An 18,357-nucleotide genomic window follows, 5' to 3' on the forward strand; every position below is an offset into this window, starting at 1 on the left:
CGATCTTCCGCCGGGAAGGTGGCCGAGTCGGACAGCTATAGCCGAGAAGTGTCCTGCCCCTCACACTGCGGCCCGGTGTACACCGCCCACACCGTCTTGCCGGGGCCGCCGCAGGGCCGCGGGAACCAACCCCAGCCATCGGCGAGACACTCCACCAGCAGCAGGCCACGCCCTCCGGTGCAGTCGATTCCCGGGGGTTCGGGGGCGGCCACCGGGAACAGCTCGCCGCGGGTGTCGGTCACCTCGATGCGTACGGCCGCGCCGTGGGTGGTGAGCCGTACGTGAAAGTCCCGGCCGGGTACGCGTCCGTGGTGGATGGCGTTCGCGCTCATTTCGGCCACGAGGAGCGTGAGCGTGTCGTGTGCGTCCGTGCCGTACGGGATGCCCCACGCATCGAGCCGCTCCCCGCACAGCCGCCGGGCGAGGCGCGCGCCTCGCGGCGTGGAGCTGAGCCGCATCTCGAAGTGGTGCGTGTGCTCGCCGGGTTGGGTGGCGGGGTCGCCGGGTTGGGTGGTGTCGGCGATGCCTGCGAGGTGACTGGTCATGGCTCCACAGTGACGTCCGGTGGCGTAGCGTGACCAGGCGTGACGCGCAGTCGCGTGCTGCTTGTACGCGGCGGTCCGCGCGGTGTACGTGCGTGGGAGAGGCGAGGCCGATGCAGAACGACGACGGGGCCGTGGCCGGGGCCGAGCGGGAGCCGGAGCGGGCGGGCCAACGCCCGGAGGACGAGCCGAACGCCGGCGTGGTGACCGCGTTCGGCCGCCAGCTGAAGCTGTTACGGCTACGGGCCGGGCTCGACCGGACGGAGTTCGGGAAGCTGGTGGGGTACGCGGCGCAGTCGGTGGCGTCGTTCGAGCAGGGGCGCCGGATTCCGCCTCCGCGATTCATCGATGGGGCGGACGAGGTGCTGGACGCCGGGGGCGTGTTGAAGGCACTGAAGGACGAAGTGGCGCGGGCGCAGTACCCGGCGTTCTTCCGGGATGCGGCGCGGCTGGAGTCAGAGGCTCTGGAGCTGTTCCTGTACGCGGTGCAGGCTGTCCCGGGACTTCTCCAGACCGAGGAGTACACGCGCGCGCTCCTGGCGATGCGGCGCCCCTTGCTGGACACAGACACCATCGAGCAACGAGTGACAGCACGCATCGCCCGCCAGGACATCTTCAACAGGTGGCCCGCGCCGCTGATCAGCTTCGTCATCGAGGAGGCGGTTCTCCGGCGGCCGTTCGGCGGCAGGGCGGTCATGCGTGGGGTGCTCGAACGGATCCTGTTGATCGGCCAGAAGCGCAACGTCGAGATCCAGGCGATGCCAACCGACCGTGAGGACAATGCAGGAGTGGACGGACCCTTCACTCTGATCACACACAAGGGCGGAGACCAGGTCGCATACCTGGAGGTTCAGGGGCGCAGCATCCTGCTCAGCGACCGCGACGACGTGCGCTCTGTCGCGGCGCGCTATGGAATCATCCGATCGCAGGCTCTCACCCCGCGAGAGACCACTGAATTCATCGAGAAGTTGCTGGGAGAGCTATGAAAACCGCACGGACTTCGACGACTGCATCGGAACTCACCTGGCGAAAGAGCACGTACAGCGGGGCGGAGGGCGGCGAGTGCCTGGAGGTCACCACGACACCCGGAGCCATGTACGTCCGGGACTCCAAGCAGTTCGGCGGACCCGTGCTGGCTGTTGGGCCTGAGGCCTGGACCGGGTTCGTCCGGCTGGCGGCCGGGCCGCGGACCTACTGAGCCGCAGCGGATCCCGTTCTGCCCGGACGGGACCCATCGCGCAGACACGGACTCGTGTGAAGCGGCAGGCGCTGCCACTCGGCGGCCAACTGTCCTGGACCCAGGCGAGGTTCGTGCACCCCGCCGTCGTGGGAGCGACGGCGGGGTGCACACGGCTCACGGTCCTGCCGACGAGCGGGCCGCGAGCGGACGAGCAGGCTCAGCCTCGCGTCCCCCCGGTAACGGGCCGCGTGCCCGCTCCCGGCGGGAAGGCCGTCGTCTGTCGGTCACTTGGCCAGGAAGGTGAGGAGGGCCTGGGTGACTTCCTGGGCGTGGGTCCACAGCAGGCCGTGGGGGGCGCCGTCGATGACGACGTAGTCGGCCTGCGGGAGTGCCTGGTGGAAGCGTTCTCCGGTGGCCTCGATGGGCAGGATGCGGTCGGCGGTGCCGTGCAGGATGAGTGCCGGGACGTCGATCTTGGGCAGGTCGGCACGGAAGTCGGTGGACCAGGTGGCCACGCAGGCCAGGGAGGCGTACGAGGAGGCGCCGGCGGCGACGTTCCAGCTGTTGCGGACGGCTTCCTCGCTGATGCGGGTGCCGAGGTTCTCATCGAGGTTGTAGAAGTTCTCGTAGAAGTCGGTGAAGTAGGCGTAGCGGTCGGCGGTGACGGCCTCTTCGATGTCCTTGAAGATGGCGCCGTCGACGCCGCCCGGGTTGTCGTCGGTCTTGAGGAGGAAGGGTTCGAGGGAGGCGAGGAAGGCTGCCTTGGCTATCCGGGCGGAGCCGTAGGTGCCCAGGTAGCGGCCGACCTCGCCGGTACCCATGGAGAAGCCGACCAGGACGACGTCGCTGAGGTCGAGGGTCTCCAGGACCGTGTTCAGGTCGGCGGCGAAAGTGTCGTAGTCGTAGCCGGTGGTGGGCTGACTGGAGCGGCCGAAACCGCGCCGGTCGTACGTGATCACGCGGTAGCCGGTCGTCAGCAGGGCGGCGGACTGCTTCTCCCAGGAGTGGCCGTCGAGCGGGTAGCCGTGGATCAGCACGACCGGCTGCCCGCTGCCGTGGTCCTCGTAGTACAGCTCGATGCTGGTCGAGTTCTCCTGGCCTACGGTGATGAACGCCATGGTGGTTACTGCCTTTCTGTTTGAAACGCGTCTGGTGGTGAAGTGCCCGGGTGGGCATGGCTGTGGGACGTGGGATGACGCGACAGGGCGGCGCTGTCGGTCAGCGGACCGTGCGGGCCGCCTGCTCCACGATGCGGGCGACGGCCTCGGGGCGGGACACGGATACCGCGTGCGACGCGTCGACGACCGTGGTGCGAGCCCCGGCACGGGCCGACATGTAGCGCTGGGCGGCCACGGGGATGTTGAGGTCCTCGGTAGTGACCAGCGACCACGAGGGGATCGTCTTCCAGGCTGCCTTCGTCGACTTCTCCTCCAGCGCGGCGGCGGCGATCGGACGCTGTCCTGCTGCCATCAGCCTGGCCTTGTCCGCCGGCACGTCCGCAGCGAACTGGGCGCGGAACCTTTCCGGCTTGATGTACACGTCTGCGCCCTGACCGCCGTCGGGCAGCGTGTAGTTGACGGGTTCGACCGCCTGGCCGAGGGTGCTGCCGGGGAACTTGTTCGTCAGTCCGAGCGAGCTCTCGCCCGTGTCGGGCAGGAACGCGGCGATGTAGACCAGCGCCTTCACCTTGCCCTCCAGGCCCGCGGCGGCCTGGCTGATGACGGTACCGCCGTAGGAGTGACCGACCAGGACCACAGGCCCGTCGATGTGGTCGACGACGCTGCGCAGGTAAGCGGCATCAGTCGCCGGACCGCGCAGCGGGTTGGCGGCGGACACCACGGGATAGCCCGCCCGCTGCAGCCGAGTGACGACACCGTCCCAGCTCGCGGCGTCGGCGAACGCCCCGTGTTCCAGCACGATCGTCGGACGTATCGGTTGGTGGGGCGCCGCACCGGCTACGCCGGGCAGAGCGACGGCGGCCACGGACAGCCCTACGGCCGCAGTGACGCCGAGAAGGGCGGATCTGCGGCTCGGGCGGGCCAGGCGGGTGATGCGCATGCGTGAATGTCCTTTTCCTTGGTTGTCGGCCCGCACCGGACCGTGCCGGCGAAGCGGGCCGGTGCGTTCGGGGACGAAGCACCGGGTTTCTTTGGGGATGACCGAGTTGTTGTGCGCGCCGTGTGTGCCAGGTGGTCGGCGCGGATCGGATGGGTGCTGGGCGACAGGCGACAGGCGACAGGCGACAGGCGACAGCGGCCCGGAGAGCGGATGCCGGGCTGCCGCCCGGCCTGGCCCTGGAGCATCGCCCGACCCCCCAACTGCCGGGCAGAACGTCTTTCGTCCTGTCCTACGACGGGGAGGCAGGGCCGGTTCACCCCGGGGACGGGCTGTTCGTCCGCGGGCAGCGAACGTGGCTGCGTAGGGCACGGTGGTCCGCTGCGCGCCGACCTCAGCCGGTGGAGTCCAGGACTTCGTAGACATGCCTGAGGTAGCTGTGGGTGCGCTCCGAGCCGAGAATTCCGTCGCCCAGCCGGTTCATCGTGTACGAGAACGTGACGCGCCGGTCGAGGTCCATCATGACGATCGAACCGCCCCGGCCGACCCAGAAGCAGACCCGGCCGGTGGGCATGTGCGGCATCGTCCTCGCATCGGCGAGCGCGAAGCCGATGCCCCAGCGCACGGGAACGCCCAGGAACAGGTCGATCCCGTCGGCCTGTACGTCGAGGACCTTGTCCACCGTGTCCGCGGAGAGGAGCCGGAGGCCGTTCACCTCGCCGCGACGGGAGATCACGGAGAGGGCACGGGCCATGCCTCGTGCGTTGCCGTGTCCGTTGACGGCTCCGAGTTCGGCGCGGCGCCACTGCGGGGTGTCGACGTGCTCGTCCCGGGCGGGGCTTCCCAGCAACGTCTTGGTGAAAATCCCCTCGGGATCGAGACCGGCGGGCATTGTGGGGAGCTGCGAGGGGGCCACCAGCTCGGCGATACGCGGCCAGTCGGCCTGCCGTGCACCGATCTGGACGTCGGCTCGCGACGGCTTGGCGATCTCGGTGTCGACGAACTCGGTCAGGGTACGGCCACTGACCCGCCGGACAAGCTCTCCCACCAGCTGTCCCTGAGTCTGCACGTGGTAGCCCGAGGCACTGCCCGGATCCCACCAGGGCGCCTGCGCGGCCAGCCGGGCGCTCGCGGTCGGCCAGTCGTACAGATCGTCGATGGTGAAGGGCTGTTGCCAGCCGGAGAGCCCTGAGGTGTGTGACAGGACATGCCGCACCTCGATGTCCTGCTTGCCCTGAGCAGCGAATTCGGGCCAGTAGTGCGCGACCGGGCGGTGCAGATCCAGTGCCCCCCGGTCGACGAGGAGGAGGGCCGCCAGACTGCTGAGGGTCTTGGTGGTCGACCACAGGCTGACCAACGTGTCCTGGTGCCACGGAACGGTCCGCGCTTCGTCGGCATGCCCGCCCCACAGATCGACTTCCATGACTCCGTCGACATCGACGGCGATCGACGCCCCCAACTCCTCGCCGGACTCCAGGTGCGCTGCCAGCGCCGTTCGGACCGCTTCGAACCGGGCGGTGCTCGTTCCTTCGACGCTGACCATGTCTCTTCCCCACTCCTGACGACGACCGTTCGACCGCTCAACGGAATGAACCTCACGCCGGTTCACGCTTTGCCGCAGGTAGGGGGCTTCCCGTACGGATGCCTCTCCGGGGGCAGGAGGTCACCCGGAGAGATCGTGCACAGGCGCTCCGGTCTGCCCGTCCCCGCGGCAACGGGCCGCCTGCGAAATCATGCCGCCGGGGTGCGTCCTGCTAATGTCCTGTCCGGTATGCGGGAAGCGGACGACGGGGTCCTCGCCGCTCCGACCACTGCTCCGGCCTCCACCTGGTCCGCGGGTCATGGTCATGTGCGTGCCCCCGGTGGTGGCGCCGTCGAGCGGGATTCTGGGTGGGTACGGTGACAGCTGTGGGGCAGGGCCTCGACTTCGGACTGCTGGGTCCGCTGGTGGTACGGCGGGCGGGCACGGTACTCGATCCGGGTCGGCGCAGGCAGCGGCTGCTGCTGATCCGCCTGCTGCTCGCCGACGGCCGGGCGGTCGCTCCGCAGACGCTGTGCGAGGAACTGTGGCCGCAGCAGCCGGGAGGCGCACCGGGCGCAGCGATGGGCTCCCTGCACGCCCACATCAGCAAGGTACGTGCGGTCCTGGAACCTCGGCACCTGCGCCGACAGGGCACCTTCGACGTACTGGTCACCGAACCCCTGGGCTACGCCCTGCGTGTGCCGCCCGAGAGCCGTGACACCGTGCGTTTCGAGCGGGCCGTTGCCCAGGCACACCGGTTCATGGACCAGGGCCGGCCCGACCGCGTCGTGGAAGAGGCCCGAAGGGGCCTGGAGATGTGGCGCGGCACCGCGTTCGCCGACGCCGCGCACCACCTGTTCGCCACCCACGAGACGGCACGCCTGGAAGAACTGCGGCAGACCACCCGCGAGATCCGCGCCACTGCCCTGCTCCTGCAAGGACGGATCACCGAAGCTCTGGACGCGGCACAGGAGCTGACCACAGAGCATCCCCTGCGGGAAACCGGCTGGGCGTTGCTGCTGCGCGCCCTGTACCTCGGCGGCCGGCACCCTGAAGCGCTTCAGCGCTACACCGACCTGCGCCGGCACCTCGCCGACGAACTCGGCCTCGAACCCGGTCCATCCCTACGCGCCCTGCACCACGGCATCCTTCACCACGACCTGCCGCCCCTTCGCTCAGCCGATGAGTTGCACAGGTACGGCGCGGCATCCGTCCCCGGCGGGGATGCCGGGCACGGCAGCGATCCGGTCGGGTCGCCCATGTCCGGGGCGCCGGGCGGGGGCGGGGCAACCGCGCCCGTCGGCCCGGCCGCCTACGAACCGGCCGCCTGCGAACCGGCCGACGCGGCCGAGCGGTCCGATGCGAGTTGCGACGGGGCCGCGGCCGGAGAGAGAACCACGGCGTCCCTGGCACGTCCGGCACAACTGCCGCGCAGCCTGCCGGTGTTCGCGGGGCGGGCGGCCGAGGGGGCGTGGCTGTCGGCCGTGAGCGGTGCACCGGGCCGGCCCGGACCGACCGCGGCCCCTGTCGTCGTCATCAGCGGCGCTCCCGGTGTCGGCAAGACCACCTTCGCCGTCCACCACGCCCACCGCATCGCCGCCTCCTTCCCCGACGGACAGCTTTTCGTCAACCTGTGCGGATTCCATCCCCACGCACCCGCCGTCGAACCCGGCAACGCCCTGCAGGGCTTCCTCACCGCCCTCGGTGTTCCCGCCCAGCGCATCCCCGAAGACACCCCCGGCCGCAGCACACTCTTCCGCAGCCTCCTCGCCGACCGGCGGATCCTCCTCGTCCTGGACAACGCCCGCGACGAGCAGCAAGTGCGCCCCCTGCTCCCGGCGGGAGCGGGCTGCCTCACCCTGATCACCAGCCGCAACCAACTCCCCGGCCTGATCACGACGGACGGCGCCAAACCCCTCACCCTCCCACTGCCCTCGGAAGCCGAGGCCCACCAAGCCCTCGAACGACGCCTGGGAACCGAACGACTGGTCGCCGAGCCCACCGCCACAGCCGACATCATCCGCCTGTGCGGACGACTTCCCCTGGCCATGGCCGTGGTCGCCGCCCGCGCCGAACTCGATCCGGCCTTCCCCCTCCACGCCATCGCCGACGAGCTGCGACACACCCACGGCGGCCTCGACGCATTCACCGGCTTCGACACCACCACCGACGTACGCGCCGTCTTCTCCTGGTCCTACCAGTCCCTGGACGAGACCGCCGCCCGCCTCTTCCGCCTCCTGGCCCTGCACCCCGGCCCCCACATCACCGCCCCCGCCGCGGCCGGCCTCGCCGGCCTTCCCCTCCCCCGAACCCGCCGCGCCCTCGCCGGCCTGGTCGGTTCCTGCCTCGTGGAACAGCCAGTGCCCGGCCGCTACAGCCTGCACGACCTCCTGCGCGGCTACGGCACCGAGCTCGCCCACACCCACGACACCCCCGAGGAACGCCGCCACGCCACCCTCCGGGTCCTGGACCACTACATGTTCACCGCCTACGAGGCCAACCAGCTTCTGAAACACGACACAACGCCCGAGCTCGACCTCGGTGCACCCGACCCGGGCGCCACCCCGGAGAACCTCACCACCATCAAGCAGGCCACCCGATGGCTCACCGCCGAACACCCTGTGCTGACCGGCCTGCTCCACACCGCCGTCAGCCAGAAGCTGGACCACCACACCACCGGGCTGGCGTGGTCGCTCAAGGACCATCTCCACCGCCAGGAATTCTGGCCCGAAGCCATCACCGCACTGACCCCCGCCCTCGAAGTGGCCCGGCGCCAGAACAACCTCCTCGAAGAGGGCCGTTGCCTACGCCACCTCGGTGGCATCCACGGCTATCTCGGCCATCGGGAACAAGCCCTGCACCACCTGCAACGCGCCACCACGATCTTCGAAGAGCTCGACGCAGTCGGTGAGCAGGCCCGGGCCCACTACGTCACGGCGTGCGCGCTGTTCCTGTTCGGCCGGATCCAGGAGGCCGTGACGTTCTCCGAGCGGGGACTGGAGCTGTCCCGGGAGACAGGTGAAGAGTTGTGGCTGGCCGAGTGCCTCCTCGAGCTCGCCTGGTTCCACTCCAACCTGGGGAACCTGGAGAAGAGCCTTCTGTACAGCGAGGAGGGCATCGCCTTGTTCCAGCGCCTGGACGCGCCGTGGCAGCTGGCCCAGGCCTGGGACATCTTGGGCTACAACCTCCGTCTGCTCGGCCGTTACGAGGACTCGGTGACCACGTACCAGCGGGCGTCGCGGGCGTTCGAGGAACTGGGCGACCACAGGAATGCCATCGGCACACTGATGCGGCTCGGCGATACCCGGCTGGCCTCGGGCGACCGGGAAGGCGCACGAGCGAACTGGGTCCACGCCCTCGAAAGCGCCGACGAGCGAGCCATGTCGCACAGCGCCCAGCAGGTCCGTGACCGGCTCGCCGCCCTGGACGCGGATGCAGACCCCACGCCCACCGTGCCGGAAAGGGCGGTCGGGGGCCATCGGCTCCCGGTTCCGCGGAGTGGTGATCCCGCGCACCAGTAGGCGCTCGGTCTGCTGAACGTGGCACGTGGGTCTCCGGTTCACCCTGCAGGTGGCTGGATGTCCGGGGCCATCGTCCCGCGTCTCGCACGGAGAGCGGCCCGTCCTCCGTGCGGGCGCCTTTGCGCCCAGCGGCGTCCTGCCGATGTCCTGTCCGGTCGACAAGAAGACGACAAGGTTTGGCCAAGGGCTTCCGACGAGTGTTGAGCCGTTCGCCCGCGCATGCGGGAGAGCACGCCACAGAACACTTGAACAGGAATGGGCGCCACCCATGAACGGGATCATGGAAACGGGGACCACCACCCTCGCTCCAGCTCGGGCGCATGCCCGGCACGACGCATCGGACGCCGACTGCGACGCCTTCATCCGGGACATCTACGATCAGTACGGGCCTCTGCTGGTCCGGTACGCCACACGGCTGCTGGACGGCGACTGGCACAAGGCGGAGGACATCCTCCAGGAGACCGCGACCCGTGCCTGGAAGCACGCCCGGTTCCTGGGCACCCGCGCCGACCACATCCGGCCGTGGTTGTACACCGTGGCGAGGAACCTCGTCATCGACCACCATCGAGCCCGGCAGGTCCGCCCCGTGGAGCTCATGGCGGTCGAAGAGCTGAACGCCTCCTGGGACAGCACGGAAGCCACGCTCACCTCCCACGTGGTGCTGAGGGCCCTGCGGGAGCTGAACGAGCAGCACCGAACCGTCATCAGCCTCATGTACTACCTGGAATGCAGCGTGGCCCAGGCAGCCAAGCACCTCGGCATCCCGCCCGGCACCGTCAAGAGCCGCGCCTTCTACGCCGTGCGGGCACTGCGCAAGGCGCTGGAGAGACAAGACGTACTCGGCGAATAGCCATGGCTCGGGCGGTGGGCGCCGCCCTGGTCCTCGACTCCCCCTCCGGAGCCACCCAGCGTGCCGCTCGCCGTGCCGCGCCACCCCGGGGTCATACCGGACAGTTTCGCGGACGGGCAGTGACGTCAGCCCCTCGGCGACGCCGGCAGCAGAGGCGCCGAGGACGACCCTGGCCGGGGCGTTTTACGGTCATAGCGCGGTGACGAAATGTAACTTTTTGCACCAGCGACCATACGTTCAGTCAATTCCCGGATCTCCGCCAGAAGAGCCTCCGGCTGTCGATCCAGGTCGAGGGCGTGCTGGTGGAGGACCGTCCCCGCACGGCGTACTCGGTGACTGGTGTGAGGCGCGCTGCCCCTGGCGTACACCAGATGGCCCTCAGCCAGGCCGAATGCAGTGCAGTAGGCCAGCATCTGATAGAGGTCCTCGTTCGGATAGCCTCGCTGCTTGCCGGCCTTGTACTTGGCATCAGCCACTATGCGCGGCGTCCCCGAGTCCGCGTACCAGACGAAATCCGGCCGGAGCCGGACGGAATCACATTCGTCCAGGTGTACGTCCTTTGCCTGTAGGGCACTCCGGCCTCCGTAGGGACGCATTGCTTCCCGCAACGCTGCGCACACGAAGTCCTCGTACACCCGGTTCATGTCGAAGAGGAACCCATCCATGCGCAGGCCACCGGGCAGGTGCTCTGCCGACGCCCCGTCCAGAACCACCTGAGCGAGGTGGAGGGCCTGGTGATAGCGGGTGTTGAGACGCGTCGGCCGCCAAGCCGGAATCACCTGTCCGCGTACGAGCGGTGTGATGTCTGCCAGCCGGGCACGCTGGCGCATCAGGCGCGTCCGTACCGTCTGGGGCACACCGGGGAGGATCAGAAGGCGGTCGACGGCAGCGCGCAGGATCCGGTTTTCTGCGATGTCGGTGGTGAACTCGTCGTAGGCCACCTCCACCGGCAGGGGCATGCCGAACCGCCGTCTGATCTGCTCGGCCTCCCGAATCCGGCCCCGTACGACGAGAGACGCCTCCTCGACGGTCCGGTAGCCCTGAAGCAGGCCCCGCCGCAGAGCCCGGTCGGTCTGACGCTCGACTGCGTGGGCCAGCGCGGGGAGCAATTCGCTGTGTTCGGCGACATCGACCACGCCGTCCCGCCAGCCGGCCGGGTCATTGCTGTAGCCGAGCAGGAAGAACAGACGCGCGACGGGCACCTTGGGAGTGATCCGTACGGTGACCGTCTCGCCACCCGGGACGGCAACGGCCACCACCCCGACCTTGCTCCCCGCACGCAGGCGCCACACCCCCGGCACACAGGAGTCGGGGGCGGCTTCTTCGAGGATCTTCGAGACTGCCAGTGCGCGGCCGACCGTGTCCGGCATCGGGAAGGCTCGGGCGGGTGCGTGCTCGACGAGGGAAACGACGGCCGTCACTCCGAGTCGTACCCCTCACTCGACTCGTCCTGCCCCGACTGCATCGCCACCGCCCCACGCAGCGCCGACAGCCCGTAACGGCTTTCGATGTCCACGCCTTCGCCGTAGTGGTGCTCCTCCAGCAGCGGCAGGATCTTGGTCCGCCAGGTGCGCTCCAGTCCTCCCTCCCGGAAGACTCCGGACTTCATCAAGTAGGACGGTCCGATCCGGAAGTCGGCGTCGTCGATGCGGGCATTCAACGCGTCCAGCAGATCGGCCGGCTCGGGACCCTTGCCTTCCTCGGCCAGCCATCGGCGCAGAAGTCCGCCGGTCGGCTCGATGCGCGGAGACAGCTCGACGAAGGCGAAGCGCCGGCGCATCGCCGCATCCACGAGAGCGATCGAGCGGTCGGCGGTGTTCATGGTGCCGATGATGAAGAGATTGCGGGGCAGGAAGAAGTCCTCGCCCGAGTAGGTCAGCCGAACCGAGCGGTCGCGGTACTCCAGGAGGAAGTACAGCTCGCCGAAGACCTTGGCCAGGTTGGCCCGGTTGATCTCATCGATGATCAGGAAATGCGGGATGTGCCGGTTTCCCTCGCGGCGGGCGAGCGCCGCGAACTCCCGCAGTGGACCGGCTGTGAGACGGAACGCAACCTCGCGCGTCTTGGGGTCCTCACGAGGGCGGAAGCCTTCGAAGAAGTCCTCGTACGCGTACGAAGGGTGGAACTGGACCACCTTCACCTGCTCGCGTCCCCCGCCTAGGTACTCGGCGAGCTCCTGCGCGAGGAACGTCTTCCCCGTGCCCGGGGGGCCGTAGAAGATCAGCTGCTTCTCATCCTCCAGGAGGTTCCTGACCTCCTGCAACCACTCCACGCTGTGCACGTTGAGTGTCTTCCGCAGCTCCTCGGTGGGTTCGGGCAGTGCCACTTCGCGGCGGGCCGTGACAGCCGCGGGCTCGGCCCCGGACTCAGCCCCGCTGTCCAAGGCCTCTTGCACGAGCTCCTCGTCGCTGACGCCCAGACCGTCGATGATGGCCTTGGAAGTCGTCAGATCGACCACATCGTGCTTCAGCGACAGCTGCAGCCGGAGTTCCTCGGGCAGCTCCGTCAGCAGGAAGCCCTCCCTCCCCCACTCCACGGGGCGGCGCAGGTTGCTGCTGCCGTCTTCGGCGACTCGCTGCTCGACACTTCCGGTGATCTCGCCGATGTAGAGCCGGCCGTCGGAGACGGTACACACCGTGTCTCCCGGCCGCATCCGGGAGAAGAATGAGTGCAGTTCGTCGACGAGCTGCACCTTCTCGTCGTAGGTCGCAGTCGACTCGTAGTCCTCGTCGACGAAGGTACGGAGCTGCTCCTTGCTGACGCCCTGGGCTACGTCCGGCCGCAGCCGGAGGACGGCGAGGGTCACCCGGCCCTCATGAAGCCACACCCTCTGCACGAGGTCGGGGCCCGACGGAAGGACACCCCTCACGAGCCACGCGCGGCTGGGGCCGAACCAAACATGTTCGAGGAAGTCGGCGAGCGGTCGGCCGTCCTCGGTCTTCCACTCGAGCCACCCGTTACAGCTGCGGCCCACGAGGATGTCACCTGCGGCGGACGGCGAATTGCACTCGACGTCCTGGATCACCTCCAGCCACCCGGGCCAGGTGCCGGTCTCGCGTATCGCCCCTTCCTTGATCAGCTTTTCCCGCAGCCTGTGCGAGGAGGGTGTCCTCAACGGAAAGGACGGCACGACGTCCGGACGAGCAGGGGACCCGGCGAGCACGACCATTTTCTGACTGCCGTTGGTACCCATCTCGGAGAGCAGCCGCCCTCGCGCCGTCGGCCCACCGTGCGGCAGGCGCAGCTGGAATTGCGGGTATTCCTCGGCCATCGGTCTCCTCGTCCGGGTTGCTGCAGTCACTCAAATCTTGAACTTGCGAAGGGTACGGGTGCGGAGAGGCCGGTGCAGCGCGGGCGGCGTCGAGCATCGCCACCGGCAGGTCTCGTAGGTGGGCATGGACGCATTGTGGGGCTCAGTGATCCACTGCGATGGGAATACGCGTGTTTTCGGCCAACGACGATGCCCGGATGCCACCGGTTCCAGCCGTGGATTGCCCCGCGCACAAAGAGCCGTCCATGATCTACGACGAGGACACCGTCACGGCAAGGGGGAAACGGTGGGAATCGCAACGCCCAACGGCACGGCCAGGCAGCAGCGCCCCGACGGGTTGGCCGCCGCCGTCTCCATGACGGCCTCACAACTGGCACAGGCAGTAGGCCGGTTCGACGGCGACAAGGCTGCCATGGTGCGCGCGGCCGTACGTACGGCCGAGCGCGCTTTCTCCGAACTCGACGCCTGTGACAACGTCATCGATGAGGCATCGGAGACGGGCCGAAAGATCGCTGAGCGATTGGCTGAGCTACTCGCAGCCGAAGCAGCTGGGGACATCCCCGTACAACTGGACGCGTTGGAAGCCACTTCCGCACTCGTCCGCGACACGGACGCGACACGCACTCTGCTGAACCACCTCCTCGGACGCCAGGAAGAAATCCAGCAAAGGCCGCAGGCTGTCCTCCATCTCTCGTCGGCCGACCTTCCCGGCCTCCCTTCCGCCTACACGGACGAGACCGGCTTTGAGGACCTGATGGCCGTGGCCGCCCGTGGAGAGGAACTGGCACCGCGACTGCGGGACGCCCATGCCGAGCGCCTCGACAAGGTGGCGGACCACGTGGTCCGCGTGGTGCGGGAGGCAGCCGCGGCCGGCTTTGCCGAGCGGGAGTTCGCCGTCGAGTCGGTTCACGAGGCCCGCCAGGCATACGAGCTGTGGCTCCAATGTCTCGCGGAACGCAGGCGGGATCTCGGCTGAAGCGGCCATCAGCTCCCCTGAGCTTCTCCTCCAGCGGGTACGGAACCGTCGTCCAGGTGGATACCGTGTGCGCTATTGCCCAGTCGCACACAACTGTCTGTCCAGATGACATCCCGCCCGAGTGGAAAGGCAACTCGTGCACATCGCACCTCTCAGCCCACACGACCCCACCGAGCTGGGCGGCTACGAGCTGCTCGGTCGGATCGGGCACGGCGGGATGGGGCAGGTGTATCTGGGAGAGTCTCCGGGCGGCGAGCCTGCCGCAGTCAAGGTGATCAAGCCCTCTGTCGTGGACTCCGAGACACGGCAGCGCTTCGCCCAGGAAGTGGAGATCCTCAAGACGATCTGGGGCGCCCGGATCGCAGCGCTCCTGGACGCCGACCCGGAAGCCGACCGACCGTGGCTGGCCACCGAGTACATCGAGGGACTCGACCTGAGCCGGCACGTCGCGAGCCACGGCCCGCTCCCCTCCCTGCTCACGGCCTCGCTCGGGGCGACGCTTGCCGAGGCACTCGCGACCGTGCACAAGCAGGGTCTGCTGCATCGCGACCTCAAGCCCGCCAATGTGCTCCTCGGCCCCAACGGCCCGAAGATCATCGACTTCGGACTCGCGGTCTTCGCCGAGTCGAGCGTGTCCCTGACCGCGCCCAACACCGTCGTCGGCACCCCGTCCTGCATGCCGCCGGAGCAGGCGAACGGCGAGAAGCCGCTGACGCCGGCCGTCGACGTTTACGCGCTCGGCGCCGTGCTGCTGTTCGCTGCCTCCGGCCACCTCCCCTACCAGGCGGCCAACATCCACGTCCTGTTCCACCAGGTCACCGACCCCACGAAAACCCCCGACCTGTCGGGGGTGCCGGACGAGCTCGTGCCCCTGCTGACGGCGATGCTGGCACACCAGGCCCAGGACCGACCCGCCCTCGACGACGTGGTGCAGCAGTGCCGCGCCGTCATCGAGGCGCAGGGCTTCAAGGTCGCTCAGGCCCGTCGCCGGCTGACGAGTCACACGGCTGCGCCCACGCAGATACTGGACAGCCTGCTACCCCCGGCCACGGCGCCGACCGTCCCCGTCTCCCCCACCGGAGAGCCGGCGGCCGGGGCGACCGCGGAACCGCCCGCGTCGACCGGCACCGGCACCGAAACGGCGCACGTACTGCCTCCTACCGGCCCCGACCGGACCCCCACACTCGTCGACCACCCCGAACCCCAGCCCGAGGCCGCCGGCGCATTGGGTCCGGCTCAGAACCCGCCCTCGGCGCCGACCGCCGACACGGGCCGGGCCCTCTCTTCCCTCCCGGCACCGGGCCCCCCGGCCAGGGCCCGTGGTGGACGCCCCCGCCACTCCCCCCAGGCCCGGATCACCGCCCAGCGGCTGCGCCAGGCCTATGCGGCATCCGCGACCTTCTGACGGGCGCGGACCCGCGATACTGGGGGACCTGCCCCATCCGCCACGAAACGCCACAGGAGGCCACGGGTGACCGTCGTCCAGACCAGCTCCGAGCAGAACGGCAACGTGCCGGCCGAGGCAGGGCAGGACCAGTTCCCGGCAGGCGCGCAGGTCCTCGTCCGCGACGAGGTGTGGCTGGTCAAGAGCTCCGTGCTGACCACGGAGGACGGCGCCCGCGTGGAAGTGGTCGGTGTGTCCGACTTCGTACGCGACCAGGAGGCCGTGTTCTTCACGCGTCTGGATACGATCGAGCTGATCGACCCCCGGGACACCCGGCTGATCGCGGACGACTCCCCGAACTACCGGCGGTCCCGTCTGTTCCTGGAAGCCGTCCTGCGCCGGACGGCGCTGCCCCAGTCGGAACGCCGGCTGGCCCTCGCGGACTCCTTCCTGCTGGATCCGCTCCCCTACCAGCGTCGGCCTGCCGAGCTCGCGCTCTCGGGCGCCAATCTGCGCCCGCGCCTGCTCATCGCGGATGTGGTGGGCCTGGGCAAGACCCTGGAGATCGGCCTCACCCTCGCCGAGCTGATCCGCCGCGGCCGCGGGGAGCGGATCCTCGTCGTCACCCCGCAGCACGTGCTGGAGCAGTTCCAGCACGAGCTGTGGACGAGGTTCGCGATTCCGCTGGTGCGGCTGGACTCGGTAGGCATCGAGCGGATCCAGCGGGAGATCCCGGCCGGCCGCAATCCGTTCACCTTCTTCAAGCGCGTGATCGTCTCCATCGACACCCTCAAGAACACCGATCAGTACCGGCACCACTTGGAGCAGATCCGCTGGGACGCGGTCGTCATCGACGAGTCACACAACCTGATCAACCGCGGCTCGCTCCGCAACCAGCTGGCCCAGACCCTGGCCCCTCGCACCGACGCCCTGATCCTCGCCTCGGCCACCCCGCACAACGGCGACGCGAAGTCCTTCGCCGAGCTCATCGGCCTCCTGGACCCCGCGGCGATCCGCGATCCGGAGAACTACCGGGCCGAGGACATCGAGCACCTCTTCATCCGCCGTACGAAGGTCAGCACCGAGGTCCGCGAGCAGATGAAGGGGCAGTGGGCGGACCGCGGCCCGTCCGAGGCGGTGCACTGCCCGGCCACCCCCGCCGAGGAGAAGATCTTCCAGGAGCTGGCGGCGGTCTGGCTGCCGAACGACGGCGGCACTTCCGTGAGCTCGGTACCGCTCTTCCCGTACACGCTCCTGAAGTCGTTCCTTTCCTCCCACGCGGCGTTCAAGGCCACCGTCACCGCCCGCATCAAGACCCTGGAGAAGAAGGACGACCCCCGGGGCACGGCGGCGGAGCTGTCCGCCCTGCACCGCCTGGTGGAGCTGTCCGCGGACATGACCGAGGCGGATTCGGCGAAGTTCGGGGCGCTGGTGCAACAGTTGAAGGCCATCGGTGTCGGCCCCTCCTCCGATACCCGCGTCGTCGTCTTCTCCGAGCGCGTCCAGACCCTGGAATGGCTCGCCACCGTCCTGCCCGCCGCCCTCGGATTCCGGGGCCGTACCGCGCAGGGCTGCACCCAAGTCATGCACGGCGGCCTCTCCGACGAACAGCAGATGGACGTCGTGGAGAAGTTCGGACTCGCCGGCGCTCCGGTGCGCATCCTTCTGACCGGCGATGTGGCCTCCGAGGGCGTCAACCTGCACCGCCAGTGCCACCAGCTCGTCCACTACGACGTTCCGTGGTCGCTGATCCGCATCGAGCAGCGCAACGGCCGCATCGACCGTTACGGGCAGGCACACCAGCCGCAGTTCCGCGCCCTGATCCTGACCAGCGAGGTCGAGGGCGCCAAGGACGACACCCTCGTCTCCGAACGCCTGCTGGAGCGCGAGGACCAGGCGTACCGCGCGCTCGGCACCGCCGAGGCCGTCAGCGGGCTCTACCGGGCGGAGGCCGAGGAGAAGTCCCTGATCCAGGACCTGCTGCGCGGCAAGACCGTGGACGAGTCCCTGGACGCCCGGCCGTCCGGAGCCGACACGGATGCGGCCGTGATGGACGACTTCCTCGCGGACTTCTTCGGCTCGGTCGGCGAACACCCGGCGGAAGCCGCAGACGATGCCGCTGAGGACTCCTCGGTTGCTCCCGCACCGGAAGCGCCGGCAAGCGGCACGGACGTGAGCGGCGCCGTGCTCCCCCGCCTCTTCGACTCCACCGCCCACTTCCTCGACGAGGCGTGGCGCGAGGTGTATCCCGACGCCCGCGACCGGCTCGACCTCGACCGTGACGACCAGTCGGGGCTGCTGTCGTTCAAGCCGCCCGCCGACCTTCTCCACCGGCTCAAGGCCCTGCCCGTGGACTATTTGCGGGAGCAGGGACTGCGCGAGCGGCTGCTCGTCACGTTCAACCGGCGGCTTGCCCAGCATTCGCTTCAGCGTGCCCGCGAGGCGGACTCCACGTCGAGCTGGCCGGAGATCTCGCTGCTGACCGATCTGCACCCGGTGGTCGAGTGGCTCACCGACAAGGTGCTGGTCCGGCTCGGCCGCCAGGAAGCCCCGATGATCACCGCCGGCGTCTCGGAGCCCACGTTCCTCGTGCAGGGCGTGTACTCGAACAGCCTGGGCAGGCCTACCGTCGTGAAGTGGATGGGGGTGACGCGGAGCGGGAGCGTGAACGCGGACATGGTCTCGCTGCTGCGCAGCTCAGGTGTGGGCCCCACGATGGCGAACAAGCTCCGCTACCGCGACCCCGCACCTCTGAAGGCCGCCATCCCCGATGTGCTGACCGCGGCCGAATCCTTCATGGAGGAGCACCGCGACGCCTGGGACCGGCCGCTGCGTGAGTCCATCGCGCTGCACAAGGAGCGGCTCGGCGAATGGGAGCAGCCCACTCTCGCCGGCGAGCACACCAAGAAGCGGCTCACCGACCTCGCCGACGACCTGCTGACCACCGGACAGCGCCCCATGCTGCGCGTCCTCGCGGTCCTGCTTCCCGACCCCGACGCCCCACCCGCCGCGCCCGCGCCCCAGTCCGCCGCGCCCGCCGCACTGTGAGAAGAGCC

General features: G+C 69.1%; 13 protein-coding genes. 7 read left to right on the forward strand and 6 right to left on the reverse strand.

The annotated features are described in order from the left end of the window. Window positions 1-35: 35 nt before the first annotated feature. Window positions 36-545 carry an ATP-binding protein gene (locus tag AMK16_RS06680; RefSeq protein ID WP_107417056.1) on the reverse strand — a complete coding sequence of 170 codons (510 nt, stop codon included), beginning with the start codon at window positions 543-545 and terminating at the stop codon, window positions 36-38. A gap of 110 nt (window positions 546-655) precedes the next feature. On the opposite strand from AMK16_RS06680, the gene AMK16_RS06685 reads away from it, so the two are divergent. Both AMK16_RS06685 and AMK16_RS06690 read left to right on the forward strand, forming a co-directional pair. After that, window positions 656-1,528, forward strand: a complete 873-nt coding sequence (locus tag AMK16_RS06685; protein ID WP_073909680.1) for a helix-turn-helix domain-containing protein — start codon at window positions 656-658, stop codon at window positions 1,526-1,528. Then, a complete protein-coding gene (locus tag AMK16_RS06690; protein WP_073909681.1) occupies window positions 1,525-1,740 on the forward strand; it encodes a DUF397 domain-containing protein in 216 nt (71 codons plus the stop codon). Before AMK16_RS06685 ends, AMK16_RS06690 begins: the two co-directional genes overlap by 4 nt. Before the next feature lie 266 nt (window positions 1,741-2,006). Here the strand turns inward: AMK16_RS06690 and AMK16_RS06695 are convergent, their stop codons facing one another. From AMK16_RS06695 to AMK16_RS06705, 3 genes are all read right to left on the reverse strand, one after another. After that, window positions 2,007-2,840: an alpha/beta fold hydrolase gene (locus AMK16_RS06695; protein WP_073909683.1), complete on the reverse strand. Its 834-nt coding sequence runs from the start codon at window positions 2,838-2,840 to the stop codon at window positions 2,007-2,009. Window positions 2,841-2,940: 100 nt separating this feature from the next. Then, entirely contained in the window at window positions 2,941-3,780 is an 840-nt protein-coding gene (locus tag AMK16_RS06700; RefSeq protein ID WP_073909684.1) for an alpha/beta fold hydrolase, read from the reverse strand. A gap of 391 nt (window positions 3,781-4,171) precedes the next feature. After that, on the reverse strand, window positions 4,172-5,320 hold the full coding sequence (locus AMK16_RS06705) for a serine hydrolase domain-containing protein (protein WP_073909686.1): 1,149 nt from the start codon (window positions 5,318-5,320) through the stop codon (window positions 4,172-4,174). A 356-nt stretch (window positions 5,321-5,676) separates the two neighbouring features. Here AMK16_RS06705 and AMK16_RS06710 point away from each other — a divergent pair, with 356 nt between their 5' ends. Both AMK16_RS06710 and AMK16_RS06715 read left to right on the forward strand, forming a co-directional pair. Continuing rightward, window positions 5,677-8,820 (forward strand): AfsR/SARP family transcriptional regulator, encoded by a 3,144-nt coding sequence (locus AMK16_RS06710; RefSeq protein WP_242438614.1) that lies wholly within the window; start codon window positions 5,677-5,679, stop codon window positions 8,818-8,820. Window positions 8,821-9,088: 268 nt separating this feature from the next. Continuing rightward, entirely contained in the window at window positions 9,089-9,670 is a 582-nt protein-coding gene (locus tag AMK16_RS06715) for a sigma-70 family RNA polymerase sigma factor (RefSeq protein WP_073909691.1), read from the forward strand. Between the two features lie 125 nt (window positions 9,671-9,795). On the opposite strand, the gene AMK16_RS06720 is transcribed toward AMK16_RS06715, so the two are convergent. Then, a complete protein-coding gene (locus AMK16_RS06720) occupies window positions 9,796-11,091 on the reverse strand; it encodes an McrC family protein (RefSeq protein WP_242438616.1) in 1,296 nt (431 codons plus the stop codon). Continuing rightward, window positions 11,088-12,941, reverse strand: coding sequence for a DUF4357 domain-containing protein (locus tag AMK16_RS06725; protein WP_073909693.1), 1,854 nt, complete (start codon window positions 12,939-12,941; stop codon window positions 11,088-11,090). Before AMK16_RS06725 ends, AMK16_RS06720 begins: the two co-directional genes overlap by 4 nt. Before the next feature lie 286 nt (window positions 12,942-13,227). Here AMK16_RS06725 and AMK16_RS06730 point away from each other — a divergent pair, with 286 nt between their 5' ends. The 3 genes from AMK16_RS06730 to AMK16_RS06740 all read left to right on the forward strand — a co-directional run bounded on the left by AMK16_RS06730 (window position 13,228) and on the right by AMK16_RS06740 (window position 18,349). Further along, window positions 13,228-13,917 carry a hypothetical protein gene (locus AMK16_RS06730; RefSeq protein WP_073909695.1) on the forward strand — a complete coding sequence of 230 codons (690 nt, stop codon included), beginning with the start codon at window positions 13,228-13,230 and terminating at the stop codon, window positions 13,915-13,917. Between the two features lie 136 nt (window positions 13,918-14,053). Further along, window positions 14,054-15,322 (forward strand): serine/threonine-protein kinase, encoded by a 1,269-nt coding sequence (locus tag AMK16_RS06735; protein ID WP_073909698.1) that lies wholly within the window; start codon window positions 14,054-14,056, stop codon window positions 15,320-15,322. Between the two features lie 66 nt (window positions 15,323-15,388). Then, entirely contained in the window at window positions 15,389-18,349 is a 2,961-nt protein-coding gene (locus tag AMK16_RS06740; RefSeq protein WP_073909699.1) for a DEAD/DEAH box helicase, read from the forward strand. The last annotated feature ends 8 nt before the right edge of the window (window positions 18,350-18,357 follow it).

The organism is Streptomyces sp. CB00455 (genome assembly GCF_001905445.1).
Taxonomy (GTDB): domain Bacteria; phylum Actinomycetota; class Actinomycetes; order Streptomycetales; family Streptomycetaceae; genus Streptomyces.

Coding starts and splice junctions, on each gene's coding strand:
- AMK16_RS06680 (WP_107417056.1), bottom strand. CDS start 545: ATGACCAGTCACCTCGCAGGCATCGCCGACACCACCCAACCCGGCGAC.
- AMK16_RS06685 (WP_073909680.1), top strand. CDS start 656: ATGCAGAACGACGACGGGGCCGTGGCCGGGGCCGAGCGGGAGCCGGAG.
- AMK16_RS06690 (WP_073909681.1), top strand. CDS start 1,525: ATGAAAACCGCACGGACTTCGACGACTGCATCGGAACTCACCTGGCGA.
- AMK16_RS06695 (WP_073909683.1), bottom strand. CDS start 2,840: ATGGCGTTCATCACCGTAGGCCAGGAGAACTCGACCAGCATCGAGCTG.
- AMK16_RS06700 (WP_073909684.1), bottom strand. CDS start 3,780: ATGCGCATCACCCGCCTGGCCCGCCCGAGCCGCAGATCCGCCCTTCTC.
- AMK16_RS06705 (WP_073909686.1), bottom strand. CDS start 5,320: ATGGTCAGCGTCGAAGGAACGAGCACCGCCCGGTTCGAAGCGGTCCGA.
- AMK16_RS06715 (WP_073909691.1), top strand. CDS start 9,089: ATGAACGGGATCATGGAAACGGGGACCACCACCCTCGCTCCAGCTCGG.
- AMK16_RS06725 (WP_073909693.1), bottom strand. CDS start 12,941: ATGGCCGAGGAATACCCGCAATTCCAGCTGCGCCTGCCGCACGGTGGG.